The 25,107-nt window shown below is 68.2% G+C and carries 19 protein-coding genes; 8 read left to right on the top strand and 11 right to left on the bottom strand.

Features of this window, described 5'->3' with window-relative positions:
* The first annotated feature begins 12 nt into the window (after positions 1–12).
* The gene (locus tag ACV22Z_RS06485) at positions 13–915 is read left to right on the top strand and encodes a metallophosphoesterase (protein ID WP_448075493.1); all 903 of its coding nucleotides are present in this window, start codon (positions 13–15) and stop codon (positions 913–915) included.
* A gap of 22 nt (positions 916–937) precedes the next feature.
* Here ACV22Z_RS06485 and ACV22Z_RS06480 read toward each other — a convergent pair whose 3' ends face one another.
* Both ACV22Z_RS06480 and ACV22Z_RS06475 read right to left on the bottom strand, forming a co-directional pair.
* Positions 938–1,093 (bottom strand): hypothetical protein, encoded by a 156-nt coding sequence (locus ACV22Z_RS06480; protein ID WP_017332544.1) that lies wholly within the window; start codon positions 1,091–1,093, stop codon positions 938–940.
* Between the two features lie 116 nt (positions 1,094–1,209).
* Complete coding sequence (locus ACV22Z_RS06475; RefSeq protein ID WP_448075492.1) at positions 1,210–2,151, bottom strand: LysR family transcriptional regulator; 942 nt, start codon at positions 2,149–2,151, stop codon at positions 1,210–1,212.
* A gap of 157 nt (positions 2,152–2,308) precedes the next feature.
* Between ACV22Z_RS06475 and ACV22Z_RS06470 the strand changes: the two genes are divergently transcribed.
* The 4 genes from ACV22Z_RS06470 to ACV22Z_RS06455 are packed head-to-tail and all read left to right on the top strand — an operon-like array spanning position 2,309 to position 7,228.
* Positions 2,309–3,922, top strand: a complete 1,614-nt coding sequence (locus tag ACV22Z_RS06470; protein ID WP_448075491.1) for an efflux transporter outer membrane subunit — start codon at positions 2,309–2,311, stop codon at positions 3,920–3,922.
* 15 nt (positions 3,923–3,937) lie between these two features.
* Complete coding sequence (locus ACV22Z_RS06465) at positions 3,938–6,136, top strand: FUSC family protein (RefSeq protein ID WP_448075490.1); 2,199 nt, start codon at positions 3,938–3,940, stop codon at positions 6,134–6,136.
* Positions 6,133–6,336, top strand: coding sequence for a DUF1656 domain-containing protein (locus ACV22Z_RS06460; protein ID WP_205799289.1), 204 nt, complete (start codon positions 6,133–6,135; stop codon positions 6,334–6,336). Before ACV22Z_RS06465 ends, ACV22Z_RS06460 begins: the two co-directional genes overlap by 4 nt.
* Positions 6,337–6,349: 13 nt before the next feature.
* Positions 6,350–7,228 (top strand): efflux RND transporter periplasmic adaptor subunit, encoded by an 879-nt coding sequence (locus ACV22Z_RS06455; RefSeq protein ID WP_448075489.1) that lies wholly within the window; start codon positions 6,350–6,352, stop codon positions 7,226–7,228.
* Positions 7,229–7,252: 24 nt separating this feature from the next.
* Here ACV22Z_RS06455 and ACV22Z_RS06450 read toward each other — a convergent pair whose 3' ends face one another.
* Together ACV22Z_RS06450 and ACV22Z_RS06445 are read right to left on the bottom strand one after the other, a co-directional pair.
* Entirely contained in the window at positions 7,253–8,275 is a 1,023-nt protein-coding gene (locus ACV22Z_RS06450) for an EpsG family protein (protein ID WP_448075488.1), read from the bottom strand.
* A 274-nt stretch (positions 8,276–8,549) separates the two neighbouring features.
* On the bottom strand, positions 8,550–10,196 hold the full coding sequence (locus ACV22Z_RS06445) for a methyl-accepting chemotaxis protein (protein WP_448075487.1): 1,647 nt from the start codon (positions 10,194–10,196) through the stop codon (positions 8,550–8,552).
* A gap of 426 nt (positions 10,197–10,622) precedes the next feature.
* On the opposite strand from ACV22Z_RS06445, the gene ACV22Z_RS06440 reads away from it, so the two are divergent.
* A complete protein-coding gene (locus ACV22Z_RS06440; protein WP_448075486.1) occupies positions 10,623–11,882 on the top strand; it encodes an MFS transporter in 1,260 nt (419 codons plus the stop codon).
* A 72-nt stretch (positions 11,883–11,954) separates the two neighbouring features.
* Here the strand turns inward: ACV22Z_RS06440 and ACV22Z_RS06435 are convergent, their stop codons facing one another.
* Together ACV22Z_RS06435 and ACV22Z_RS06430 are read right to left on the bottom strand one after the other, a co-directional pair.
* Positions 11,955–12,749 carry a 5'-methylthioadenosine/adenosylhomocysteine nucleosidase gene (locus tag ACV22Z_RS06435; RefSeq protein ID WP_448075485.1) on the bottom strand — a complete coding sequence of 265 codons (795 nt, stop codon included), beginning with the start codon at positions 12,747–12,749 and terminating at the stop codon, positions 11,955–11,957.
* A complete protein-coding gene (locus ACV22Z_RS06430) occupies positions 12,746–15,106 on the bottom strand; it encodes a UvrD-helicase domain-containing protein (RefSeq protein ID WP_448075484.1) in 2,361 nt (786 codons plus the stop codon). The genes ACV22Z_RS06435 and ACV22Z_RS06430 overlap by 4 nt, the downstream gene beginning before the upstream one ends.
* 226 nt (positions 15,107–15,332) lie before the next feature.
* Between ACV22Z_RS06430 and ACV22Z_RS06425 the strand changes: the two genes are divergently transcribed.
* Together ACV22Z_RS06425 and galU are read left to right on the top strand one after the other, a co-directional pair.
* On the top strand, positions 15,333–18,200 hold the full coding sequence (locus ACV22Z_RS06425; RefSeq protein ID WP_448075483.1) for a valine--tRNA ligase: 2,868 nt from the start codon (positions 15,333–15,335) through the stop codon (positions 18,198–18,200).
* 88 nt (positions 18,201–18,288) lie between these two features.
* A complete protein-coding gene (gene galU / locus ACV22Z_RS06420) occupies positions 18,289–19,173 on the top strand; it encodes a UTP--glucose-1-phosphate uridylyltransferase GalU (RefSeq protein ID WP_448075482.1) in 885 nt (294 codons plus the stop codon).
* A gap of 57 nt (positions 19,174–19,230) precedes the next feature.
* Here the strand turns inward: galU and ACV22Z_RS06415 are convergent, their stop codons facing one another.
* The 5 genes from ACV22Z_RS06415 to ACV22Z_RS06395 all read right to left on the bottom strand — a co-directional run bounded on the left by ACV22Z_RS06415 (position 19,231) and on the right by ACV22Z_RS06395 (position 24,948).
* The gene (locus ACV22Z_RS06415) at positions 19,231–19,845 is read right to left on the bottom strand and encodes a DUF4136 domain-containing protein (RefSeq protein ID WP_448075481.1); all 615 of its coding nucleotides are present in this window, start codon (positions 19,843–19,845) and stop codon (positions 19,231–19,233) included.
* Between the two features lie 37 nt (positions 19,846–19,882).
* Entirely contained in the window at positions 19,883–22,270 is a 2,388-nt protein-coding gene (locus ACV22Z_RS06410) for a CHASE2 domain-containing protein (RefSeq protein ID WP_448075480.1), read from the bottom strand.
* A gap of 10 nt (positions 22,271–22,280) precedes the next feature.
* A complete protein-coding gene (locus ACV22Z_RS06405; RefSeq protein WP_448075479.1) occupies positions 22,281–23,642 on the bottom strand; it encodes a FecR domain-containing protein in 1,362 nt (453 codons plus the stop codon).
* Complete coding sequence (locus ACV22Z_RS06400) at positions 23,639–24,343, bottom strand: response regulator transcription factor (protein WP_448075478.1); 705 nt, start codon at positions 24,341–24,343, stop codon at positions 23,639–23,641. The genes ACV22Z_RS06405 and ACV22Z_RS06400 overlap by 4 nt, the downstream gene beginning before the upstream one ends.
* A 206-nt stretch (positions 24,344–24,549) precedes the next feature.
* Positions 24,550–24,948 carry a hypothetical protein gene (locus ACV22Z_RS06395; RefSeq protein ID WP_448075477.1) on the bottom strand — a complete coding sequence of 133 codons (399 nt, stop codon included), beginning with the start codon at positions 24,946–24,948 and terminating at the stop codon, positions 24,550–24,552.
* Positions 24,949–25,107: the final 159 nt, after the last annotated feature.

The raw sequence follows: 25,107 nt of genomic DNA, 5'->3' as shown, positions 1-25,107 counted from the left end.
GGAGCGACATTCGTGAAAGTCCGCGTGCTGTCCGACCTGCATCTCGAAGGCAATGTCCCCGACGTCATCCCGCACGCCGGCGCGGATCTCGTCGTGCTGGCGGGCGACATCCACAACCACGCGGAAGGCCTGCGCTGGGCGGCCGAGACGTTCGACCCGGATGTGCCCGTGATCTACGTGCCGGGCAATCACGAGTACTACGACGGCGAGTTCGGCGCGCTCGAAGCGGCGATGCGCGACGCGGCGCGCGCGCTCGACAACGTGCATTACCTGAACAACGACGTGTACGTCGATCCGGCCGGGCGCTTCCGGGTGCTCGGCACGACGCTCTGGACCGATTTCGCGCTGTTCGGCAGCGACGACGCCAGCATCGCTCACGCGATCGACGCGGCGTCGAGCGTAATGCTCGACTTCAAGGGTCTGATCCAGGTGACGTGGCCGCACGACGCGGCGCTGCATGCGGGCGAGGATGCGCCGGAACGGGATTTCACGCCGGCCGACGCGCTTGCGCTGCACCGCCGCTCGCGCGCGTGGCTCGAAGCGCAGCTCGCGACGCCGTTTGCCGGGACGACGATCGTCGTCACCCACCATGCGCCGCACCGGCGCTCGCTCGCCGAACGTTACGCGCAGGATCCGGTGTCGGCAGGGTTCGTCTGCGATCTGGCGGGACTCGTGCGCCCGCCGGTCGCACTCTGGGTGCACGGGCACACGCACACGTCATTCGATTACGTGACGGAGGACGGCACGCGCGTCGTCTGCAATCCGCGCGGCTACATACACCGGCGCACCCGCGCGCGGGAAAACACCGCGTTCGCGTGGGACAAGGTCGTGACGCTGGGCGGGGCGGCCATCCGCGGGACGGCCATCCGTGGGGCGGCCATCCGCGGGACGGCCCCCGCCCAGCGGCAGAAATGAACGGGTAATCCGATCCGGCGCTTCAGCGCCCGAGGCGGCGGGCGGCTTCCGACGCCGAGCGCACCCGGACCGGCGCCGGCTGCATCCGCGCCTTCATCGCGCGCAGCAGGTCGCGCGACGCGACGGCGCCGATCACGCCGAACAGGATTCCAAGGCCGATCATCAGGTGCGTATCCATTGCTTCTCCGTATTGCAGATCACTCTGGTTCAGACAGTATCAAACTGTCCGCCGGATGAAGGTAAAAAAGTGTTGCGCGAACGACAAATCTCGTTAGATTGCGTAAGGTCGCGACATCATGTCGCGCGCGTGTACCGCTCGAGCGCGGCCTCGTCGGCTTCGAGCGTCGCCGGCAGCTCGTCGCGCAGGAAATCGACCCACGTGCGGATCTTCGCGTCGAGGTACTGCCGCGACGGATACAGCGCGTAGATGCTCATCACGTGCGACCGGTATTCGGGCATCACGCGCACGAAGTTGCCGTTGCGCAGCCCGGCGATCGCCGAGTACAGCGGCAGCACGCCGATCCCCATCCCTTCCCGCACGGCCACCGCGAGCGCCTCGGCGACATTCACGCGGAACGGCGGCCCGGACAGTGCGACGCGCTCGTCGCCATGCGGCCCCGACAGCGTCCATTCGTCGTAGTGAAAACCGGGCGCGACCATGCCGAGACAGACGTGCTGCGCGAGGTCCTGCGGCCGTTGCGGCACGCCGTGCTGCTCGAGGTACCGGGGCGACGCGCAGACGACGCTGTAGCTTTCGCCGAGCCGCTGCGACACGAGCCCCGAATCCGGCAGATCGCGGCCGACGACGATCGCGACGTCGTAGCCTTCGTCGAGCAGGTCGGGCATCCGCTGAGCGAGCGTCAGATCGACGTGCACGTCCGGATAGCGCTCGCGATAACGCGACACGGCCGGCACCGTGTAGTGCTGGCCGAGGCTCGTGAAGCAATGCACCTTCAGCTTGCCCGACGGGCGCGCGTGCGCGTCGCCCGCCTCCGCTTCTGCCTGGTCGACGTACGCGAGGATCTGCTCGCAGCGCTGCAGATAACGCTCGCCGGCCTCGGTCAGCGCGATCCGGCGCGTGGTCCGGTTCAGCAGCCGGGTGCGCAGGTGCGCCTCCAGGTCCGAGACGGCGCGCGACGCATAGGCGGTCGTCGAGTTCATCTGCTGGGCGGCCGCGGTGAAACTCCCCGCGTCGACCACGCGGACGAACACCCGCATGTTCTGTAACGTATCCATGCCATTACCCGTTTGAATCCGGGAGGATTGTTGCACAGGGGCGCACAAATATTGTCTCAGCTACTGTAAAAATGCCTTGCACCGTTGTCCATTTATTCAGAAATCGCTGAAAAATATAATCCCATTCGGCTCATCTATATCCGAAAGGGAGAAAATCGTGCAGTCTGCGGCAATAAAAGGGACGCTCGCACTCGCGGTTCTTGCAGTCTCATTAATAATGGCCGGATGCGCGAGCATGGGCGACAACAAGCCGCAGTCCACGCAGACGGATCCGGCGTCGCTCGACGCCGGCGCGGCGATCCGCGCGGCCGATCGCGACGCCGGCTGGCCCGCCGCCGACTGGTGGCGCGCCTATCATGACCCGCAGCTCGATGCGTGGATCGCCGCCGCGCAGGCCGGCAACCCGTCGCTGGCGGCCGCCCAGGCACGCGTGCGCGAAGCGCAGGCAATGGCCCGCGTCGCCCGTTCGGCCGAACTGCCGCAGATCAGCGGCAACCTGTCGCTGATGCGCGAGCACTGGCCGGACAACGTGTTCTACGGCCCGGGGCCGCTCGCCAACGCCGACACCTGGAACAACACCGGCACGCTCAGCCTGTCATATCACCTCGACCTGTGGGGCAAGGACAAGAACGCGACCGAGCGGGCGCTCGACGTCGCGCATGCGACCGCGGCCGACGCCCGCGCCGCGCGGCTCGAGCTCGAGGTCAACGTCGTGCGTGCGTACATCGGCCTGTCGATGAACTATGCGCTGCTCGACCTCGCGCACGAGACGTTCGAGCGCCAGCGCGCGGTCGCCGATCTCGCACGCAAGCGGCTGCAGGCCGGCATCGGCACGCAGCTCGAGGTCAGCCAGGCGGAATCGTCGCTGCCCGACTACGAGCGCCAGATCGATTCGTACGAGGAAGCGATCCAGCTCGCCCACCACCAGCTCGCCGCGCTCGCCGGCAAGGGCCCGGGCGCCGGCGATTCGATCACGCGGCCGAAGCTCGCACTCGATGCGCCGGCCGGCCTGCCGTCCGCGATGCCGGCCGACCTGCTCGGCCGTCGTCCGGACGTCGTCGCGGCGCGCTGGACGGTCGACGCGCAGGCGCGCGGCATCGATGTCGCGAAGGCCGAGTTCTACCCGAACATCGACCTGCTCGCGACCGTCGGCGGCTTCGGCGTGACCGCGCCGTTCGCCAACTTCCTGCGTGCGATGAACGGCGGCTGGACTGCCGGCCCCGCGCTGTCGCTGCCGATCTTCGAAGGCGGCCGCCTGCGCGCGCAGCTCGGCGCGGCATCGGCCGGCTACGACCAGGCGGTCGAGCACTACAACCAGACGATCGTCGGCGCGCTGAAGGACATCGCCGACCAGGTCGTGCGGATCCGCTCGCTCGACACGCAGAAGAAGGATGCCGCGCGCTCGGTGGCCGCGAACGACCGCAGCTATCAGCTGTCGCGCGAGGGCTTCCGGCGCGGGCTGACCGATTACGTGAACGTGCTGGTCGCGCAGCAGCAGCTGCTGCGTGCGCAGGAAACGGCCGCCCGGATCGATGCGGAACGCCTTGCCGCGCATGCGCAGCTGATGGCGGCGCTCGGCGGTGGCGTCGAGACGGGTGAAGACGTGCCGGGTGCGCAAGCTTCGGGCGCCAAGGCGCACGCCGGCGCTGCCGCGTCGGGCACGCAGGCAACAGGCGCCGCCCGTTCGGCCGCCGCGCCGTCCGCACAACTCGTGGCCGGTGCAGCGGTCGGTGCAGTGGCCGCTGCGGCCAGCGCCCCGGCGGCCCGATAACGCGGAGCCTTCGCCATGTCAGCCTCCTCCGCCACCACGCCCGCCGGCCGCCCGCTGTCGGCCTGGCTCGCCGCCGTCGGCGACTGGGCCCGCACCGACGGCGTCGCGTGGCTCTATCTCGTCAAGGCGCTGCTCGCGGCGTTCATCGCGCTGGGCGTGTCGATGCGGCTCGACCTGCCCGCGCCGAAGACCGCGATGACGACGGTGTTCATCGTGATGCAGCCGCAAAGCGGCGCCGTGCTCGCGAAGAGCTTCTACCGGCTCATGGGCACCTTCTTCGGACTCGTCGCAACGCTCGCATTCGTCGGCCTGTTTCCGCAGCAGCCGACGCTGTTCCTGCTGGCCGTTGCCTTGTGGGTCGCGATGTGCACGGCGGGCGCCGCACGCAACCGCAACTTCCGCAGCTACGGCTTCCTGCTCGCCGGCTACACGGCCGCGATGATCGGCCTGCCCGCGTCGCAGCACCCGGACGGCGCGTTCATGACCGCGATGACCCGCGTCGCCGAGATCGTGGTCGGCATCCTGTCGGCCGGCGTCGTCAGCGCGCTCGTGTTTCCGCAGTACACCGGCGAGCTGATGCGCACGACGGTCCGCCGGCGCTTCGGCGCGTTCGTCGACTATGTCGCGTCCGCGCTGTCCGGCCAGCTCGACCGCGCGCACATCGAAAGCGTGCATGCCCGCTTCGTCGCCGACGTGGTCGGCTTCGAGGCCGCACGCAGCATGGCCGTGTTCGAGAACCCCGACACGCGGATGAGAAGCGGCCGCCTCGCGCGCCTGAACAGCGAGTTCATGAGCGCGTCGAGCCGCTTCCATGCGCTGCACCAGCTGATGAACCGGCTGCACGCGGCCGGCGCGACCGCCGCGATCAATGCGATCGAGCCGTATTTCCGCGAGATCGCGCCGCTGCTCACGCGCGGCGGCGAGCCGGTGCGCACGTCGGCCGACGCGGCCCATGCGGCCGAACAGCTGCTCGCGTGGCGCGACGCGCTGCCGCGCCGCATCCGCGCGACGCGGGCCGCGCTCGAGACGCAGCCGGACTTCCCGCTGCTCGACTTCGACACCGCCGCCGAACTGCTGTACCGCTTCATCACTGACCTGCACGCGTATGCGGCCACCTACGCGTCGCTCGCGACGGCGACGCACGAGCGCGAACGCTGGATCGAACGCTACGAGCCGCGCACGAACCCGACCGCCGCGCTGATCGCCGGCATCCGCACGGCCATCGTGATGCTCGTGCTCGGCTGGTTCTGGATCGAGAGCGCCTGGCCGAACGGCGTGACGATGGTGCTGAACGCGGCGGCCGTCTGCGCGCTCGCGTCGTCGACGCCGCGGCCGACCACGATGGCGTACCAGATGGCAATGGGCACCGTGCTCGCGTCGTTCATGGGGCTGATCACGATGTTCGGCGTCTATCCGCGCATCGACGGCTTCGTGATGCTGTGCGTCGGCCTCGCGCCGTTCCTCGCGCTCGGGCTGTACCTGACGATGAAGCCGAAGACGGCCGGCTACGGCGTCGGCTACTGCATCTTCTTCTGCACGCTCGCGGGCCCGGAAAACCTGATCCATTACGATCCGAGCAGCTTCATGAACGATGCGCTCGCGCTCGTGCTGTCGATGCTGGTGTCGGCGATCGCGTTCGCGGTGCTGTTCCCGCCGAGCGCGCCGTGGCTCAAGAAGCGCCTGTTCGCCGATCTGCGCCACCAGGCCGTCGCGGCCTGCCACGCACGGCTCGCCGGCCTGCGCACGCGCTTCGAGAGCGGCGCGCGCGACCTGATGTACCAGGCGCATACGCTTTCCGCCGACCAGCCGGACGTGCAGCGCGACGCGCTGCGCTGGATGTTTGCCGTGCTCGAAACGGGCAACGCGGCGATCGACCTGCGCGACGAGCTGGCTGCGCTGCCGTCCGACCCGCGCCATGCACCGTCGATGCCGTGGCGCCGCGCGATCGACACGATGCGCAGCGCGCTGTCCGCGCTGTTCGCGAAACCGTCCGCGGCCCGTTTCGACGCAACGCTCGCCGCGACCGCCGCTGCGATCGACGCGACCCAGCAGGCGCTCGTCGCGTTCGCACCGCCCCGCGACGAACGCCACCGGCTGCAGCGGATCCTGAGCCATCTGCACTTCGTGCGCACCGCGCTGCTCGACCAGGAATCGCCGCTCGCGGCACTGAACCGCAACCGCCCCGCGCGCCCCCAACAAGGAACCCCGTCATGATGCCGCGTGAAATCGCCATTCTCGATGCCTACATGCCCACGGTCGTGCTGATGTTCGTCGTCGGCGCGCTGGGGACCTGGGCCGTCGACCGCCTGCTCGCCTACACCGGGCTCTACCGTCTCGTCTGGCACCCGTCGCTGTTCCGGGCCTGCCTCCTCGTCTGCATCTGCGGCGGACTCAGCCTCGCCGTTTATCGTTGATAGTGAAAAAATCATGATCCTGCGAAAACTCTTCGGCTTCGTCGCGACAGCCGTCATCCTCATCGTCGCGATTCTGATCGGGCGCTCGTTATGGGTGCACTACATGGACGATCCGTGGACCCGCGACGGGCGGGTGCGCGCCGAGATCGTCAACGTCGCGCCGGACGTATCGGGCGCGATCGTCGAACTACCCGTGCACGACAACCAGCTCGTGAAGAAAGGCGACCTGATCATGCAGATCGACCCGTCGCATTACCAGATCGCGGTTGAACAGGCGCAAGCCGCCGTCGCCGCCCGCCGCGCGGAACTGCAGATGCGGCGCGACGACGCGGCCCGCCGCGCGGATCTCGATGCGCTCGTCGTGTCGAAGGAAAACCGCGAGAACGCCGAGCACACCGCGTCGAGCGCCGATGCGCAGTACCAGCAGGCGATCGCCGCGCTTGACGCCGCGAAGCTCAATCTCGAGCGCACGCGCGTCGTTGCGCCGGTCGACGGCTACATCACGAACCTGCAGACGTTCAAGGGCAACTACGCGACCGCCGGCCAGGCCAAGCTCGCGATCGTCGACAGCCATTCGTTCTGGGTGTACGGCTATTTCGAGGAAACCAAGCTGCCGCGCGTGAAGCTCGGTGCGCCGGCCGAAATGCGGCTGATGAGCGGCGGCGTGCTGAAGGGCCACGTCGAGAGCATCTCGCGCGGCATCTTTGACCGCGACAACCCGCAAAGCCGCGATCTCGTCGCCGACGTGAACCCGACCTTCAACTGGGTGCGCCTCGCTCAGCGCGTGCCGGTGCGGATCAAGATCGACGAGGTGCCGGACGGCGTGCTGCTGTCGGCCGGCACGACGTGCACGGTCATCATCGATACGGACAACAAGCAGAAGAAATCGTAAGCCGAAAGGCCATGCGCGGCCGCGTCAGCTCCAGAAGAACCGGTAAGGCAGGAACGGCGACGGGCCGATCCCGTACTCCCCCAGCATGTTGCGCAGCCGCAGCGCGAAGCCGATCGCGCCGAGCACGACGAGCGCAATGGTCACCCAGCGCCGGTTCACGTTCGGCACGCGCAGCAGCGGCACGAACTGGCAGCCCATCGCGAACAGCACGAGCCACTGGAAACGCAGGCCCGCGTAACTGATCCGCGACAGCAGGAAGCTGGCGATTTCGCACACGAACAGGAAAACCAGCGTGCGCGGCACGCGCCCGAGCAGGCCGCCGCCCATTGCCAGCGCCAACAGCGCAAGCGCGAGCGGCGCGGCGCCCGACATCTGCGCGGGCGGCGTGAACGCAGCATAGACGCCGAACTTCGCGAGCAGCGCCTGCAGATGCGTCGCCGCCACCACCACGGCGATCGCCACGGCGAGCCCCACGTAGCGCAGCGCGCGCATCCGCCGGATCTGCAGCAGCACGACCAGCAACACCGCCGACACGTGCATGCCGACGCCCGCAACAGCGAGTGCGATCGACGCGCCGCGCCGGCGCCGGTCCCATGCATCCGATGCGATCTTGGCGAGACAGAACGCGAGGCCGTAGCGCAGGCCGTTCATCGCCATGTCGTAGAAAAACAACGGGAAGATCAGCGTCGCGAACACGAGCGCGTCCTCGTCGGTCCGCCCGAACGCGACGACACATGCGACCACGATCAGCAGCGTGATGATCGCGACGGTGATGCGCGGGTCGTGCCCACCCCATTCGAGCGCGCGCACGAGCCAGACGAACCCCGGCTCGAGCGTGCGCGGCACCTTGACGACGTTGCCGCTCCAGATCCCTTCGATGATGTCGAGATACGCCACCGTGTCGGTGCCCGTGCTCCCGCGCAGCAAGGCAATCGCCGCGGCCGGCGCGATGCCGACCGCAAGCCAGCGCCAGCTTGCGACGCGCGCGCGCAGCCCGGCCAGCGCCGCCGCGAGCATGCAAAGATATCCCGCCAGATAAACGATCATTCTTGTGTCGATCGGCTCGCCTGCCGTCACCCGCAAGCATCGCGATGTGCGGCCCCCACGCAATCACTGCCCCCGTCAAATCGGACGCGCATTGTATGGGATCGCAGGCGCCGTGGCTGCTGGTTTTGTCCCTGATCGACAAGATCATGCATGCGGCGGGTCGCACCGCTGTCGCGGGCGTTGGTGCCGGGGCGCCGGGCACCGCAGCGCCGGCGCTACCGCAACACGCCGTCGCGCGGTCAAGCGCCTGCGCGTGTGCGCCCCCGCTCCCCCGTCATGCCGCGGCGTACCGGAAGCGCCCGACCAGTGCCTTGAGGGACTGCGCCTGTTCGTCGAGCGCGCGCGCCGCGGCCGCCGCCTGCTCGACGAGCGCCGCATTCTGCTGGGTGCCGTCGTCCATCTGCGTGACTGCGCGGCCGATCTCGTCGATGCCCGCGCTCTGCTCGCTCGACGCGGCCGAGATTTCGCCCATGATGTCGGTCACGCGATTCACCGCGCGCACCACGTCGCCCATCGTGCGGCCGGCGTCGTGCGCGAGCGCCGCACCGTTCGCGACCCGTTCGACCGATGCGCCGATCAGCGACCGGATCTCCTTTGCGGCGGTCGCCGCGCGCTGCGCGAGCGAGCGCACCTCGCCAGCTACGACCGAGAAGCCGCGTCCCTGCTCGCCGGCACGCGCCGCCTCGACGGCCGCATTCAGCGCGAGGATGTTGGTCTGGAATGCGATGCCCTCGATCACGCCGATGATGTCGCGGATGCTCTTCGCGCTGTCGTCGATCTCGCTCATTGTCGCGACGACCCGGCCGACGACCTCGCCGCCCGCCTCCGCCACCGCCGACGCATTCGCCGCGAGCGCGCTCGCCTGCCGTGCGTTCTCGGCGTTCTGGCGCACGGTCGATGTCAGCTGCTCCATGCTGGCCGCGGTCCGCTCGAGCGCGACCGCCTGCTGCTCGGTGCGTTGCGACAGGTCGAGGTTGCCCATCGAGATCTCGCCGGACGCGGCCGCGATCGCCTCGGCGCTCACCGCGATCTCGCCGACGGTCGCCGCGAGCCCCGCCTGCATGTCGGACAGCGCGCGGACCATGCTGTCGCGATCGTGCCGGCCGAGCGCGATCGGCCGGGTCAGGTCGCCGCTCGCGATGTCCGCCGCGATCGCCTTCGCGTACGCGGGCTCCCCGCCGAGCTGCGCGACGAGCCGGCGCACGACGCGCTCGGCGATCACGAACGCGAGCACGAACAGCGCGACGGTCATCGCGGCGATCATCGCGACCGACGACGAGAAGATCGTTGCGGACGCATCGAGCGTCGCCTTCGATTTCGCGCCGCGCGTCTTTACGAGATCCGCGACGAGCTTTTCGAGCTTGCCGGTCTCGACGAGCAGCGACACGTCCTGCGTGCCGACCTGCCAGTTCATCTGCGACAGGTCGAGCGGCTGGGCGCGCACCAGCGTGACGAAATCGCGCAGATGTCCGCTCCACGTGCCGACGGCGGACGCGAACGTGCGCAGCCGAGCCGAGTCGTCCGCATCGGCCGGATCCGCATAGCGCTGCAGCGTGCCGAGCGCGCCGCCGATCGACGCGAGTCCCGCATCGATCTCCGTGCCGAGTTCGTCGCGCTCCTTCGCTGTCGTGGCGGTCAACAGCGACTTCTGCGCGCGGCTCGCGCGCAGCATCTCGGCCCGGACCTCCTCCGCCGCGCGGCTCGCAACGTGCCCCTGCTCGTAGACCGATGCGATCGAACCGTTCAGCCGGTTGATCTGCGCGAGCGAAAACACGCCGATCGCAAGCGTGCCGGCCAGCAGCAGCGCGAACGCGGCTCGCAGCGTCGCCTTGACGCTCCAGGGTTGACGTGCGCGCGCGGCGCCGCCGTTCGTCATGGCGGCCGGAGCGCCCGGCTGCGGGCGCAGTGAAGCTGCTTTCATCGATAGTCCCCGTATTGACCTTGCCGCCGGAAAGGTCGGTTCCGGCGTTATCACACTGGCTGCCGCCGCCCACGCGTGCGGCGCGGCGCGTGGCCAGCGCAAGAATCGGCGCGTTCGTCTTGTGATCGCGTCGCTTATCGCAGTGGTTATTGCATTGGTTATTGCTTCGGTAATTGCGTCGGTTCAACGGCGGCCGGCGGCATTCCTTGAGTCAGGTAAAACGCGCATCCGGCACGACGGCGCGCCGCCAGCGTTATAGCCGGCCAAAAAGTCGTTCGGAATTCGATTTGCGGGACGGATGACTGATTCGCGATAAAACTTGGCCTGACATTCGCGATACGCCACATTAAACTTCTTTGACGCCGCAACGATTCCCAACGCGCCGTTTCTCCCAGAGCGCGCCCAACCTCAACTCGCTCAGCTCACATGGAAACCAGCCTCGACACGCGTGCCGCCGGCCAAGCCACGCCGGCCACGGCCCAGCCGCCCGCTCCTCCCGCCTCGCCAGCATCCGGCACCGCCTACCCGGTGCTCGGCGCAATCAGCTTCTCGCACATGCTCAACGACATGATCCAGTCGTTGATCCTCGCAATCTACCCGATGCTCAAGAGCCAGTTCGCGCTGTCGTTCGCGCAGATCGGACTGATCACGCTCACCTACCAGATCACCGCATCGCTGCTGCAGCCGATCGTCGGCCTCTATACCGACAAGCGCCCGCAGCCTTATTCGCTGCCGGTCGGGATGGGCTTCACGCTGTCGGGGCTGCTGCTGATGTCGGTCGCGCCGAGCTTTCCGGTGCTGCTGGTGGCCGCGGCGCTGGTGGGCTGCGGGTCGTCGGTGTTCCATCCGGAGTCGTCGCGCGTCGCGCGGATGGCGTCGGGCGGCCAGCACGGGCTCGCGCAGTCGGTGTTCCAGGTCGGCGGCAATGCGGGTTCCGCGCTCGGGCCGCTGCTCGCCGCGCTCGTGATCATTCCGCATGGCCAGCACAGCATCGCGTGGTTCTCGGCGGCCGCGCTGGTCGCGATCATCGTGCTCGTGCAGATCGGCCACTGGTACAAACAGCATCCGTCGATGAAGAAGAAGGCCGCGCATGCGGCACACGCGACGCTGCCGCGCGCACGCGTGATGGCCGCGATGGGCGTGCTGGTGCTGCTCGTGTTCTCGAAATATTTCTATCTGGCGAGCATCAACAGCTATTTCACGTTCTACCTGATCGACAAGTTCCACCTGTCGGTGCAGGCCGCGCAGTTCCACCTGTTCGTGTTCCTCGCGGCCGTGGCCGCCGGCACGCTGATCGGCGGGCCGGTCGGCGACCGCATCGGCCGCAAGTACGTGATCTGGGTGTCGATCCTCGGCGTCGCGCCGTTCACGCTGCTGCTGCCGTACGCGAACCTGTTCTGGACCACCGTGCTGACCGTGATCATCGGCGTCGTGCTCGCGTCGGCGTTCGCGGCAATCCTCGTCTATGCGACGGAGCTGATGCCCGGCAAGGTCGGCATGGTCGCGGGGCTGTTCTTCGGCTTCGCGTTCGGTCTCGGCGGCGTCGGCGCCGCGGTGCTCGGCCAGCTCGCCGATGCGACGAGCATCGCGTTCGTCTACAAGGTGTGCTCGTTCCTGCCGCTCATCGGCGTGCTGACGGTGTTCCTGCCGGATCTCGAAGGAAGCCTGCGCAAGAAGAAGGCGTGACGGGCGTGCGGAGCCGCCGGCGCGCGTCGATGCGCGCCGGGGTATCGCGGAAAGCGTGAACGACGGCGGCCCTCAGGCCGCCGTCTCCGCATGCAGCGCCAGGAAGCGCTTGAGGATGCCGGTCGAATAGGTGCCGGCGATCGCCGACAGGAAGTGCGAGAACGACTGGGTCGCGTGATCGTCGGCGGTATCGGAGATCGTGCGCACGAGCGCGAACGGCACGTTGTGCTCGACGCACACCTGCGCGATCGCGGCGCCTTCCATCTCGACCGCGAGCGCGTCGGGCAGCGCGTCGCGCAATGCGACGACTTCCCGTTCGCTCGACACGAAGCGGTCGCCGCTGATCACGAGCCCGCTGCGCAACTGCGCGCCGGCGAGCCGGAAGCGTTCTGCGAGCACGCCGCCCTCCTCTGCGATGAACTGCGCGCACGCGGCCTTCAGCCGGTCGCTCAGCTCGGCATCGGCTTCGAAATGCGTGATGCCGAGCAGCGGCACCTCGTAGCGCGGAAAGAGCGGCGACGCATCGAGATCGTGCTGCATCAGCGTGTCGGCGACGACGACGTCGCCAACCCGCACCGCATGCGCGACACCGCCGGCGACGCCGGTAAAGACGATCCCCGCGACCCCGAACACGTGGATCAGCGCGCTGACCGTCGCGGCGGCCGCCACCTTGCCGATCCGCGCGAGCGTGACGACGCATGCCGCGCCGCGCACGCAACCGACGTGATAGTCGCGGCGGCCGAACGTGACTGTCTCGACCGTGCCCTCTGCGCGCATCTCGGCGATCAGGTCGCCGAGTTCCTCGGGCAGCGCGGCGAGAATGCCGAGCGGCGGGGTGGACAATGCAGAAGTCGTGTATGCGCTCATTCAACCGCCTGTAGTTTTGCGACCGCGAGTGCGAGCCATTTCTCGCCGTGCCGCTTGAATTTCACCTGGGCTTTCGCATCCGCGCCGTTGCCTTCGAGCGCGGTGACGGTGCCTTCGCCGAACTTGTTGTGGAACACCTGCTGCCCCACCCGGAAACCGCTGTCGGCCGCGCGCTGCTGGTTCGCGAACGCGGGCAGCGGCGCCGATACGGCCGCGTCGACGATCTGCTCGCGTGAACCGCCCGGCCGCGCGAACCAGTCACGCCCCCAGCCCGCGTTGTCGGCGCGGCCGCCCCAGCGCGAGCCGGCCTCGACCTTCGGCGTCAGCCACTTCAGCACGTGCTGCGGCAGTTCGTCGAAGAAGCGCGAGCGCACGTTGTAGCGGGTCTGCCCGTGCAGCAGCCGGCTCTGCGCGAACGACAGGTAGAGCCGCTCCTTGGCACGCGTGATCGCGACGTACATCAGGCGCCGCTCTTCCTCGAGCCCGTCGGCCTCCATCGCGCTGTTCTCGTGCGGGAACAGCCCTTCCTCGAGCCCGGTGATGAACACCGCCGAGAATTCGAGGCCCTTCGCCGCGTGCACCGTCATCAGCTGCACCGCGTCCTGCCCGGCCTGCGCCTGGTTGTCGCCGGCCTCGAGCGATGCGTGCGACAGGAAGCCCGCGAGCGGCGTCATCGTATCGGGGTTCTGTGCCGGGTCGCCGAGCGCGGCCGGGTCGATCACGTCGGCCGCCGCGCCGTCCGGCGCCGCCGCAATTTCCGGCGCGGCGATCGCGCCTGCGCGCAACGGGATCGAGCGCGCCGGCGTGTCGAGGCCGTAGCCTTCCTCGCTGACGAAGGCCGTTGCCGCGTTGACGAGTTCCTGCAAGTTCTCGAGGCGATCCTGGCCTTCGCGCTCGCCCTGGTAGAAATCGGCGAGGCCGCTCGCGCGCACGACGTACTCGACCGTCTCGGGCAGGCTCATCTGCTGCGTGTCGGCACGCATCTTCGCGATCAGGTTCGCGAACGCGCCGAGGCTCGTGCCGGCCTTGCCCGTCACGTACGGAATCGCCGCGGCCATCGCGCAGCCGTACAGGCGCGCCGCGTCGGCGAGCTGCTCGATCGAGCGCGCGCCGATGCCGCGCGTCGGGAAGTTCACGACGCGCGCGAACGCGGTGTCGTCGCTCGGGTTGTCGATCAGGCGCAGGTACGCAAGCGCGTGCTTGACCTCCTGCCGCTCGAAGAAGCGCAGCCCGCCATACACGCGATACGGAATGCCCGCCGTCATCAGCGTGTGCTCGATCGCGCGCGACTGCGCGTTGCTGCGGTACAGGATCGCGATCTCGCTGCGCGCCATCCCGGTGTTGATCAGCGAGCGGATCTCCTCGATGATCCAGCCGGCCTCCTGCGAATCCGTCGTCGCCTCGTACACGCGCACCGGCTCGCCGTGGCCCGCGTCGGTACGCAGGTTCTTGCCGAGCCGGTGCGCGTTGTTCGAGATCAGCTGGTTCGCCGCGTCGAGGATGTTGCCGTGCGACCGGTAGTTCTGCTCGAGCTTGATCAGGTTGCGCACGCGAAACTCGTCCTCGAAGTCGCGCATGTTGCCGACGTTCGCGCCGCGGAACGCATAGATCGACTGATCGTCGTCGCCGACCGCGAAGATCGCGTTCTGGCCCCCGGCGAGCAGCTTCAGCCATGCGTACTGCAACTTGTTGGTATCCTGAAACTCGTCGACGAGGATGTGCCTGAAGCGTGCCTGGTAATGCGCGCGCAGCGGCGGGTTGTACGCGAGCAGTTCGTAGCAGCGCAGCAGCAGCTCCGGAAAATCGACCACGCCTTCGCGCTGGCACTGCTGGTCGTACGCCTGGTAGATTTCAACGAACTTGCGGTTGAAGCTGTCGGTCGCGTCGACCTTGTCGGGCCGCAGCCCCTGCTCCTTCGCATTGTTGATGAAATACTGGACGTTTTTCGGCGGATACTTCTCGTCGTCGATGTTCGAGGCCTTCATCAGCCGCTTGATCGCGGACAGCTGGTCGGCCGTGTCGAGGATCTGGAACGTCTGCGGCAGGCCCGCGTCGCGGTAGTGCGCGCGCAGCATCCGGTTGCACAGGCCGTGGAACGTGCCGATCCACATGCCGCGCGTGTCGATCGGCATCATCGCCGACAGGCGCGCCATCATCTCGCGCGCGGCCTTGTTCGTGAACGTGACGGCGAGCACGGTGACGGGCGACGCATAGCCCTGCTGGATCAGCCACGCGATCCGCGTGATCAGCACGCGGGTCTTGCCGCTGCCCGCCCCTGCTAGGATCAGCGCCGGTTCGTTCGGCAACGTGACGGCGGCGTATTGTTCGGGGTTCAGATTGGCGAGCAGATCGGGCATGGAGCGGCAGCGGACGTGCGTGAGAAAAGCGGACCCGCCATTATAAGTCCGCCGCACGCGATGATCGGACTGCCGCGCGCAATCCCGCTTGCGATCCGCGCGATGCGCCGCCGCGACGGCCGCACGGCACGTCGGCACCGGCCGCGCTGTGACTGGCCGATATAAGAACACTTATAATTGTCAGATTCGGCATAACCGTACTTATATTTTTCAGCAGATTTCCACCATGAGCGACAGCACGCTGGCGAAGAGTTTCGAGCCCCACACCATCGAATCCCAATGGGGGCCGGAGTGGGAAAAACGCGGCTATGCGGCCCCGGCCTTCGATCCGGGCCGCCCCGATTTCGCGATCCAGCTGCCGCCGCCGAACGTCACCGGCACGCTGCACATGGGGCACGCGTTCAACCAGACGATCATGGACGGCCTCACCCGCTATCACCGGATGCTTGGCGAGAACACGCTGTGGGTGCCGGGCACCGACCATGCGGGGATCGCAACCCAGATCGTCGTCGAGCGCCAGCTCGACGCACAGGGCGTGTCGCGCCACGACCTCGGCCGCGAGCAGTTCGTCGAGCGCGTGTGGGAATGGAAGGAACAATCGGGTTCGACGATCACGGGCCAGGTGCGCCGCCTCGGCGCGTCGCCCGACTGGTCGCGCGAATACTTCACGATGGACGACAAGATGTCGGCTGCCGTGCGCGACGTGTTCGTCACGCTCTATGAACAGGGCCTGATCTACCGCGGCAAGCGTCTCGTCAACTGGGATCCGGTGCTGCTGACGGCCGTGTCGGATCTCGAGGTCGCGAGCGAAGAGGAAAACGGCCACCTGTGGCACATCCGCTACCCGCTCGTCGACGGCTCGGGCTCGCTGACCGTCGCGACCACGCGTCCGGAAACGATGCTCGGCGACGTCGCGCTGATGGTCCATCCGGAAGACGAGCGCTACAAGCGCCTGATCGGCCAGTTCGTGAAGCTGCCGCTGACCGACCGCGAGATCCCGGTGATCGCCGACGATTACGTCGACCTCGAGTTCGGCACGGGCGTCGTGAAGGTCACGCCCGCACACGACTTCAACGACTACCAGGTCGGCCTGCGCCACAACCTCGCGCCGATCGAGATCCTGACGCTCGACGCGAAGATCAACGACAACGGCCCCGCGCAATACCGCGGCCTCGACCGCTTCGACGCACGCAAGGCGATCGTCGCCGATCTCGACGCGCAGGGCTTCCTCGAATCCGTGAAGCCGCACAAGCTGATGGTGCCGCGCGGCGACCGCACGGGCGTCGTGATCGAGCCGATGCTGACCGACCAGTGGTTCGTCGCGATGACGAAGCCCGCGCCGGAAGGCACGTTCAACCCCGGCAAGTCGATCACCGACGTGTCGCTCGACGTCGTGCGCAACGGCCAGATCAAGTTCGTGCCGGAAAACTGGACGACCACCTACTACCAGTGGCTCGAGAACATTCAGGACTGGTGCATCTCGCGCCAGCTGTGGTGGGGCCACCAGATCCCCGCGTGGTACGGCGAGAACGGCGAGGTGTTCGTCGCGCGCGACGAGGAAGGCGCGCGCGCGCAGGCCGCCGCGAAGGGCTACACGGGCGCGCTCAAGCGTGACGAGGACGTGCTCGACACGTGGTTCTCGTCGGCGCTCGTGCCGTTTTCGTCGCTCGGCTGGCCGAACGAAACGCCGGAGCTTGAGCACTTCCTGCCGTCGTCGGTGCTCGTCACGGGCTTCGACATCATCTTCTTCTGGGTCGCCCGGATGGTGATGATGACGACCCACTTCACGGGCAAGGTGCCGTTCCACACCGTGTACGTGCACGGCCTCGTGCGCGACGCGGAAGGCCAGAAGATGTCGAAGAGCAAGGGCAACACGCTCGACCCGATCGACATCGTCGACGGCATCGACCTCGAAGCGCTGGTGGCCAAGCGCACGACGGGCCTGATGAACCCGAAGCAGGCCGCGACGATCGAGAAGAAGACCCGCAAGGAATTCCCGGACGGCATCGCCGCATTCGGCACCGACGCGCTGCGCTTCACGATGGCGTCGATGGCGACGCTCGGCCGCAACGTGAACTTCGACCTCGCGCGCTGCGAAGGCTACCGCAACTTCTGCAACAAGCTGTGGAACGCGACGCGCTTCGTGCTGATGAACTGCGAAGGCCACGACTGCGGGCTCGACAAGCCGGAAGCATGCGGCGCGGGCGACTGCGGCCCCGGCGGCTACCTCGACTTCTCGGCGGCCGACCGCTGGATCGTGTCGCTGTTGCAGCGCACCGAGGCCGACATCGCGAAGGGTTTCGCCGATTACCGCTTCGACAACATCGCAAGCAGCATCTACAAGTTCGTCTGGGACGAATACTGCGACTGGTACCTCGAGCTCGCGAAGGTGCAGATCCAGAACGGCACGCCCGAGCAGCAGCGCGCCACGCGCCGCACGCTGTTGCGCGTGCTGGAAACGGTGCTGCGCCTCGCGCACCCGGTCATCCCGTTCATTACCGAAGCGCTGTGGCAGAAGGTCGCGCCGCTCGCAGGCCGTTATCCGCGGGGCTTGGCCGAGGGCGAAGCGTCGCTGATGACGCAGGCGTACCCGGTCGCCGACCTGACGAAGATCGACGAGGCGTCCGAACAATGGGCGGCCGACCTGAAGGCGATCATCGACGCGTGCCGCAACCTGCGCGGCGAGATGAACCTGTCGCCGGCGACGAAGGTGCCGCTGCTCGCTGCGGGCGAAGCCCAGCGCCTGCGCGCGTTCGCACCGTACGTGCAGGCCCTCGCCCGCCTGTCCGACGTGCAGATCCTTGCCGACGAAGCCGCGCTCGACCGGCAAGCGCACGGCGCGCCGATTGCGATCGTCGGCCAGAACAAGCTGGTGCTGAAGGTGGAAATCGACGTCGCGGCCGAACGCGAGCGCCTGTCTAAGGAAGTCGCGCGACTGTCGGGCGAGATCGTGAAGTGCAACGCGAAGCTCGGCAACGAGGCGTTCGTCGCGAAAGCGCCGCCCGCGGTGGTCGAGCAGGAGCAGAAACGGCTGGCCGAGTTCCAGAGCACGCTGGCGAAGCTCAGCGCGCAGCTCGAACGGTTGCCCGCGTAACAAACCGTAAGGTCATTTGCGTTCACTATAATTCGCAAATGACCATAGTCCCGATAGACGAGTCGATTAGAGGAGCAAAGGTTCGATCATGTTGAAAGTCACCAAGGCAGTCTTCCCGGTTGCAGGCCTCGGCACGCGCTTCCTGCCCGCGACGAAGGCCAGCCCGAAGGAAATGCTGCCCGTCGTCGACAAGCCTCTGATCCAGTATGCAGTCGAGGAAGCGATCGCCGCGGGCATCACGGAAATGATCTTCGTCACCGGTCGCAGCAAGCGCGCGATCGAGGACCATTTCGACAAGTCGTACGAGGTCGAGGCCGAGCTCGAGGCACGCGGCAAGGAAAAGCTGCTCGAGCTGGTGCGCAGCATCAAGCCGAGCCACGTCGACTGCTTCTACGTGCGCCAGCCGGAAGCGCTCGGCCTCGGCCACGCGGTGCTGTGCGCGGAGAAGCTCGTCGCGGACAACCCGTTCGCGGTGATCCTCGCCGACGACCTGCTGGACGGCAACCCGCCCGTGATGAAGCAGATGGTCGACGTGTTCGACCACTATCACAGCTCGGTGATCGGCGTCGAAGAGATCCCGCCGTCGGAGACGAAGTCGTACGGCATCGTCGACGGCAAGGAGTGGGAAGAATCGATCATCAAGATGTCGGCGATCATCGAGAAGCCGGCGCCCGAAGTCGCGCCGTCGAACCTCGGCGTGGTCGGCCGCTACATCCTGAAGCCGCGGATCTTCGAACACCTGCGCGCGCTGAAGCCCGGCGCGGGCGGTGAGCTGCAGCTGACGGACGCGATCCAGGCGTTGCTTGCCGACGAGCAGGTGCTGGCCTACAAGTACAACGGTACGCGCTACGACTGCGGCAGCAAGCTCGGCTACCTGAAGGCCACCGTCGAATTCGCGCTGCGCCACCCCGAAGTCGCGGCGGATTTCGAGGAATACCTGCGTACGCGCGGCGGCGAAGCGCCCGCTGCCTGATTGCAATCGTGACGGCCGGAGCCCGCGGCATCGCGGGCCCCGGCCGCGCCGCTGCGCTCAGTGCGCGGCGGCCGGCTTCACCGAGACGACGCCCGGCATCCCGCCCGCGTCGTCTTTTTTCGTCTTCACGAGCCAGCCCTCGCCCGCCTCGAACGGCAGCTTCGCGAGCGCGCTCTTCACGAGCGCCGGCGCCGCCTGCTGCGTACCCGGCTCGCGGTCGCGCAGTGCCGCCGACACGCGGTAGACATCGGCGCCCGACTTCGCGTCGACGAAACGCAGCGTCAGCACGTGGCGATAGACCTTGCCGGCGAACGGCAGCCCGAACGGCGCCGGCCCGTCGACCGCGACGCACGCGCTGCTCGCGCCGCCGCACTGCTCGGCCGAGGCCGCGACCGCGGCAGCCTGCGTCGCATAGGCGATCGACAGCCGGTAGCGCGCATCCTTGAGCGGCTGCGCGTCGAACCCGCGGCGCGCGAGCTCGTCGTGCACGAGCGTCTCGATCCGCTGGTATTCCGCATCGCCCGCCTGCGCGTCGGTGCGCGCAAACCCGTAGCCGTGCGCGCCCGACGCGAACGCGTCCGGCTGCCCGACTGCGCTCACGCCGGCCGTCATGCCGGCACAGCCCGTCAACAGCGCCGCCGCGAGCGCGGCCGCCGTCCATTCGATTTTCATGACATTCCCCAAATGCTTGCCGCCGCGCCCGGCCCTGTCAGGCCGGCGGCTCGTCGATCGCGGGCAGCGCCACCGTCACCGCGGTGCCGACGCCCACTTCGCTGTCGACCGCCACGCTGCCGCCATGGCGCGTGACGACCGTCTTCACGAATGCCATGCCGAGCCCCGACCCGGAAATCTCGGGCCGCTCGCCGGCGTGGAACCGCTTGAAACGTTCGAACAGATGCCGCTGGTCCTCCGGCGAAATACCGTACCCGTGATCGCGAATCGTACAGAACATCCGCTTCGACGCGTGCTCGACTGCGAGCGTACACGTGATCACCGTATCGGTCGGACTGTACTTGACCGCGTTGTTCAGCAGGTTCACGAACGCGCGCGTGATCAGCGAACGGTCCGCGCGCACCCAGCTCATTTCGGCGCCGACATCGGTATCGATGCGGATGCGCTTCGCCTGCGCCTGCGGCCACACCTCGTCGCACGCATCGATCAGCACGTCGACGAAACTCGTCGCCTCGAGCTGGTATGTCTGCGATTCCGCCCGCGCGAGCTGCACGAACTCGTCGGCAAGCGACAGCGCGCGGTGCGCATAGCGCTCGATGCGCGCGAGCAGCCCGCGCATCGCATCGGATTCGGCGCGCTGCCGCTCGATCTCGACGAGCGCGAGGATCGACGATTGCGGCGAGCGCATGTCGTGCGACAGCAGGTGCAGCGCCTCCTCGCGCTGGCGCTCGGCCGCATGCAGTTCCGTCACGTCGACGAGACCGGCGATCCAGCCCGTCGCGCGGCCCTGCGCGTTCGTGCACGGCGCATAGCGTAGCAGATGATCGAGGCCGTCGCGATCGCGCACCTCGATGCCGCGCGCCATCGCGTCGTGTTCCGCCTCGAGCGTCGGGTCGAGCGCGGCCGGCCAGTGCTGGCGGATCTCGGCGTCGTGCTCGGCATTGCCTTCGACGGTCTTGACGAACGTCAGCTCGCCGAGCGCGCTGCGCAGCGGGCGCCCTTCCGGCAACGGCAACGCGAGCCGCGACCCGTACCGTTTCGCCGCATGGTTCGCGATCAGCACGGTGCCGGCGAGGTCGGTGACGAAGATCGGCTCGGGCATGCTGTCGAGGCTGTCCCACACGAAGCGCTTCATGTCCTGCACGCGCTGCGCCGCCTGCGCCATCAGCGCCATCTGCCGTTCGAGCGCGTCGCCGCCGACGCTGCGCGTGCGCGGCGCCTCCGGCAGCAGGTGCGGCTCGTCCGCGAGCCGCTGCAGTTCGCGGCGCAGGTACGACATCGTCATCTCGAGCCGGCGCCAGTTCCAGATCGGATACACGGCAATCAGCCCGAAGATCGCGGGCGCGGGCGACAGCCACAACCGCGCTTCGTACAGCAGCGCCGCGCTCGCGATCACGGACAGCCCCGCGAGACTCAGCGTCAGCAGCAGCGCGCGCCACGGCGACAGCATCAGGAAGCCCGCGAGCAGCACCGCGAGCGGCAGCAGCGACACGGCGAACAGCCCCGCGCGCGACACCGGCGAGATCGCGCGGCCGGTCGTCAGCATGTCGAGCACGCTCGCGTGGATGTAGACTCCCGCGAGCGGGCCGAAATCGCCGGAAACGGGTGTCGCGAACCGGTCGTACAGGCCCGACGCGGTCACGCCGACGACGACGATCTTGCCGCGCAGCGCGTCCGGCTTCACGCGCCCTTCGAGCACGTCGTCGAACGACAGCGTCGGATAGGCCGGCGTGTTGCGGTTGAACGGGATCAGGTAGCGGCCATCGCCGCTCGCGTCGCGCGCGACGTCGCGCGCGCGCGCGTCCGGTGCGCCGCCCGCCGGATGCAGCTTGCCGGCCGCGATCGACTCGAACACGGGCACCGTCAGCTGCGGCCAGCGCACGCGGCCGTCGCTTTCGAACAGCGCGACGCTGCGCACGATGCCGTCGGGGTCGACTTCGAGATTGATGTGGCCGAGGCCCGCCGCACGCGCCGCGAGCGCGGGCACCGGCGGATCGACGATGCGTGTGCCGTCCGGGCGCTCCGGGCTCAGCAGGATCGGCAGGAAGGTCGGCACGCGGCCGAGCCCGTCCGCGAACGTGCGGTCGTCCGGCGACGGCTCCGTGAACAGCACGTCGTAGACGACGGCGGCCGGCTGCGCGCGCGCTAGCGTGTCGAGCAGCCGCGCATGGACGCTGCGCGGCCATGGCCAGCGGCCGAGCGTCTGGACGCTCGGGTTGTCGATGTCGACGACGACGATGTCGGGCGACAGCGGGAGGCTGCGCAGCATCAGGAGCCGATCGTAGATCAGCCCGTCGACGCTGGCCGCCACGCGGCCGAGCGCGCTCGCGAAGATCACCGCGATCCCGAGACAGCCGATCGCGATCCATTCGATCAGGAAGCGGCGGCCGAGCCGCCGCCGCGGGGACACGGATTCGGGTTTCATGCGCCGCGGGTCAGCGCGACAGCGTGAACGCGCTGACCGGACTCGTCTTCTGGTAGAACTTGCCGCCGTCGAATTCCTCGACGGTCACCGCCCAAAAGTACTCGCCGGGCGGCAGATGCGCGACGTTGATCGTGCGTGCCTGCAGGCCGACCTGGTCGACGATCGGTGCGCTCAGGTCCTTCGACTTCGACAGCACGAACCGGTAGCGCGCGCTCGCGCCCGCGCCGTTCGGCGACCAGCGGAACACGTAGCCGCCCTCGCCGGGCCCGGCGCTCGCGTCGAGGCCCATCTGGCGCCGTTCGAATGCATAGGTGCGCGGCAGGCCTTCGAGACCGTTGTCGTCGATCGCGGCGATCCGGACGAAGTGGTTGCCGTTCGGCACGCCGTGGAACACCGCGCGCGGCGTGTCGGTGCGCGTCTCGCTGAACAGGTCGAGCAGCCCGGCGTCGTGCGCGAGCTGCACGCGGTACGCATGCGCGCGCGGAAGCGGCGCGAGATCGAACGCGACGTCCGGCTCGTCCTGCACCTTGTCGGGATGCTCGAGCGCCGGCGGCGGCAGCAGCGGCACGGGCGCGCCGACCGAGCCGGACGTCGTCGCCACGCTGCCGTAGTTCGCGTGCACGAGCGTCGTATCCGCCGGACGCCGGTTGCCCGCGACGCCCACCGCGCCGTCGAGCACCTCGACGCGCGTCGTTGCGTTGCCGGCGGCGTCGTAGTTGACGCGGAAGCGCGTGCCGCGCACGCCGGCCACGACCGACGGCGAGCGGATCTGGAAGCGGTCGTCGCGTTTCTTCAGATGCGTGACTTCGCTGTCGACCGAGCCGCGCGTCAGCTCGAACTGGCGGTCGAGCGTGCCCGTCAGCACGGTGCGGCGCAGCGTCTTCAGGTCGAGCTGGCTGTCGGGCGGCAGGCTCATGTGCGTGCCGTCGGCCAGCTCGAGCGTGACGAAGCCGTTCGCGCCGGTGCGCACACGGTCGCCTTCGGCCAGCGTCGCGTCGGCCGCAAGCGGCGCGAAAGCGTCGCCCGACGCACGCTCGGCGGGCCCCTGCACGGCCACCACGCGCGCGGTCAGCCGCTCCTTGCGCAGCCGCGCGACCGGAAGCTTCAGCGCGATGCCCGGCTGCAGGTGCTTCGGCGCCGGCACGCCGTTCAGCTGCTGCAGAATCTGCCAGTCTTCCGGGCCCTGAAGATAGCGCTCGGCGACGTCGTACAGCGTGTCGCCCCCGCGCGTCGTGTAGATGACCGTCTTGCCCGCCGCGTTGCCGGCCGGCGGCGCGGCGACCGCCTGCTGGACCGCGAAGGCGGCGGCGATCACGCACGCCGCCCGCAGCCCCGCCGCACGCCATCCGCGTTGCGTGATCGACATGGTCACTCCGGTTCTCCCTGGCCGACCCGTTCGAGCCGGTAGCCGTAGCCGTAGATCGGTGCGAGGCGATAGCCGTTCTCCGGCCGCAGGCCGAGCTTCGTGCGCAGCATCGAGATGTGCGTATCCATCGTGCGCGACGGAATGTCGGTGGCCTGCTTCCAGACGAGATCGAGAATGTGCGCGCGCGACAGCGGCCGGTCGAGATGCTGGAACAGCAGCAGCGCGAGCTCGAATTCCTTCTGCGTGAGGCTCACCGGCTTGTCGCCGACGTACGCCTGCTTCAGGTTGACGTCGAAGCGGAACTGGTCGAATTCACGCACCGCCGCCTCGGCGTTGACCGGGTATGCACGGCGCAGCAGCGAGCCGATGCGCGCGCGCAGGATCGGACCGGACACGGGCTTGACGACGTAGTCGTCGGCGCCGGCATTGAGGATCTGCGTGATCCCCGCTTCGTCGTCGCGGCTCGTCATGAAGATGATCGGCAGGCTGTGCTCGGTCTGATTCGCGCGCACCCACTTCAGCACTTCCTCGCCGGACATGTCGGGCACGTTCCAGTCGAGCACGAGCAGATCGAACGTTTCGCGCTGCAAACGCTTCTTCAGCGCCTTGCCTTCCTTGAAGGCGTAGCACGTATGGCCCGCGGCCGTCAGCGTTTGACTGACGAAGTCCGTCTGGGCCGGATCGTCATCCAGTACAGCAATTCTCATAGCACCCCGCAAAACGAAATCCAGTCGTCCAGTTCGGCCCCTCGCACCCGCACGCGCGACGCTCATGCGGAGGTTCCGGCAAATATCTCAAAAACGGGGCGCGGACGAATCGGCGATTTCATCATAGTAGTATGAAATTCGCCAAGGATTTGCGCGGACTACGGTCCTTTCTTCGAATAATCCTTCTTGCAGCGCTGCCGGCACGCCTATTCGGCGGGCCCGGCCCACGCGTTCAGATCGCCGGCCGGCGCAGCCTGCCGCAGCACCCACTGCAGCCGGCCGCGCACCCGTTCCCACGCAGCGGCGGCATAGTCTGGCTGATTCGCCGCCCACGCATGAGCCAGGTCGAACACGCGTTCGACGGTGGCCCCGCAATGCGTGAGGCCCGGCCCCCCGTCCGGTGCGGCTTCGCGCAGCCATTCGGCGAGCCACGGCATGTCCGCCGCGGCAGAATCGGCATAGGCTTCCAGCGCGGCGCGCGCGTGACGATCCCGTTGCGGGTCGAGCTCGATACGGCTCAACCCCGGGCTCACCCCCCGTGTACGCGCAAGCGCCGTGCGTTCCGCTGCGGACGGACTTCGAATGGTCCCTGGTCTGAAGGACATGTCCTTTCCCCGTTGTACGACGGCAGCGTCAGGCAGGGCCCCCGTGCCCGCCTCGAATCGACGTACCGTGGCCGGTGCGTGCGTCGAGCGCGGACGACCGGCCGGGTCAGTATACGCAGCCGGCGGCGAAGCGAGGTTCAAGAATTGTCAGAGGCGCGG

The sequence above is a fragment of the Burkholderia sp. PU8-34 genome (assembly GCF_053427725.1).
This window is presented reverse-complemented; position numbering and strand designations above follow the sequence as displayed.

What these genes read in the sequence shown, in the direction of transcription:
- ACV22Z_RS06395 (WP_448075477.1), bottom strand. Translation starts at nt 24,948, where the DNA reads ATGTCCTTCAGACCAGGGACCATTCGAAGTCCGTCCGCAGCGGAACGC.
- ACV22Z_RS06445 (WP_448075487.1), bottom strand. Translation starts at nt 10,196, where the DNA reads ATGAAAGCAGCTTCACTGCGCCCGCAGCCGGGCGCTCCGGCCGCCATG.
- ACV22Z_RS06415 (WP_448075481.1), bottom strand. Translation starts at nt 19,845, where the DNA reads ATGAAAATCGAATGGACGGCGGCCGCGCTCGCGGCGGCGCTGTTGACG.
- ACV22Z_RS06450 (WP_448075488.1), bottom strand. Translation starts at nt 8,275, where the DNA reads ATGATCGTTTATCTGGCGGGATATCTTTGCATGCTCGCGGCGGCGCTG.
- ACV22Z_RS06460 (WP_205799289.1), top strand. Translation starts at nt 6,133, where the DNA reads ATGATGCCGCGTGAAATCGCCATTCTCGATGCCTACATGCCCACGGTC.
- ACV22Z_RS06430 (WP_448075484.1), bottom strand. Translation starts at nt 15,106, where the DNA reads ATGCCCGATCTGCTCGCCAATCTGAACCCCGAACAATACGCCGCCGTC.
- galU (WP_448075482.1), top strand. Translation starts at nt 18,289, where the DNA reads ATGTTGAAAGTCACCAAGGCAGTCTTCCCGGTTGCAGGCCTCGGCACG.
- ACV22Z_RS06480 (WP_017332544.1), bottom strand. Translation starts at nt 1,093, where the DNA reads ATGGATACGCACCTGATGATCGGCCTTGGAATCCTGTTCGGCGTGATC.
- ACV22Z_RS06435 (WP_448075485.1), bottom strand. Translation starts at nt 12,749, where the DNA reads ATGAGCGCATACACGACTTCTGCATTGTCCACCCCGCCGCTCGGCATT.
- ACV22Z_RS06410 (WP_448075480.1), bottom strand. Translation starts at nt 22,270, where the DNA reads ATGAAACCCGAATCCGTGTCCCCGCGGCGGCGGCTCGGCCGCCGCTTC.
- ACV22Z_RS06400 (WP_448075478.1), bottom strand. Translation starts at nt 24,343, where the DNA reads ATGAGAATTGCTGTACTGGATGACGATCCGGCCCAGACGGACTTCGTC.
- ACV22Z_RS06475 (WP_448075492.1), bottom strand. Translation starts at nt 2,151, where the DNA reads ATGGATACGTTACAGAACATGCGGGTGTTCGTCCGCGTGGTCGACGCG.
- ACV22Z_RS06440 (WP_448075486.1), top strand. Translation starts at nt 10,623, where the DNA reads ATGGAAACCAGCCTCGACACGCGTGCCGCCGGCCAAGCCACGCCGGCC.
- ACV22Z_RS06455 (WP_448075489.1), top strand. Translation starts at nt 6,350, where the DNA reads ATGATCCTGCGAAAACTCTTCGGCTTCGTCGCGACAGCCGTCATCCTC.
- ACV22Z_RS06425 (WP_448075483.1), top strand. Translation starts at nt 15,333, where the DNA reads ATGAGCGACAGCACGCTGGCGAAGAGTTTCGAGCCCCACACCATCGAA.
- ACV22Z_RS06465 (WP_448075490.1), top strand. Translation starts at nt 3,938, where the DNA reads ATGTCAGCCTCCTCCGCCACCACGCCCGCCGGCCGCCCGCTGTCGGCC.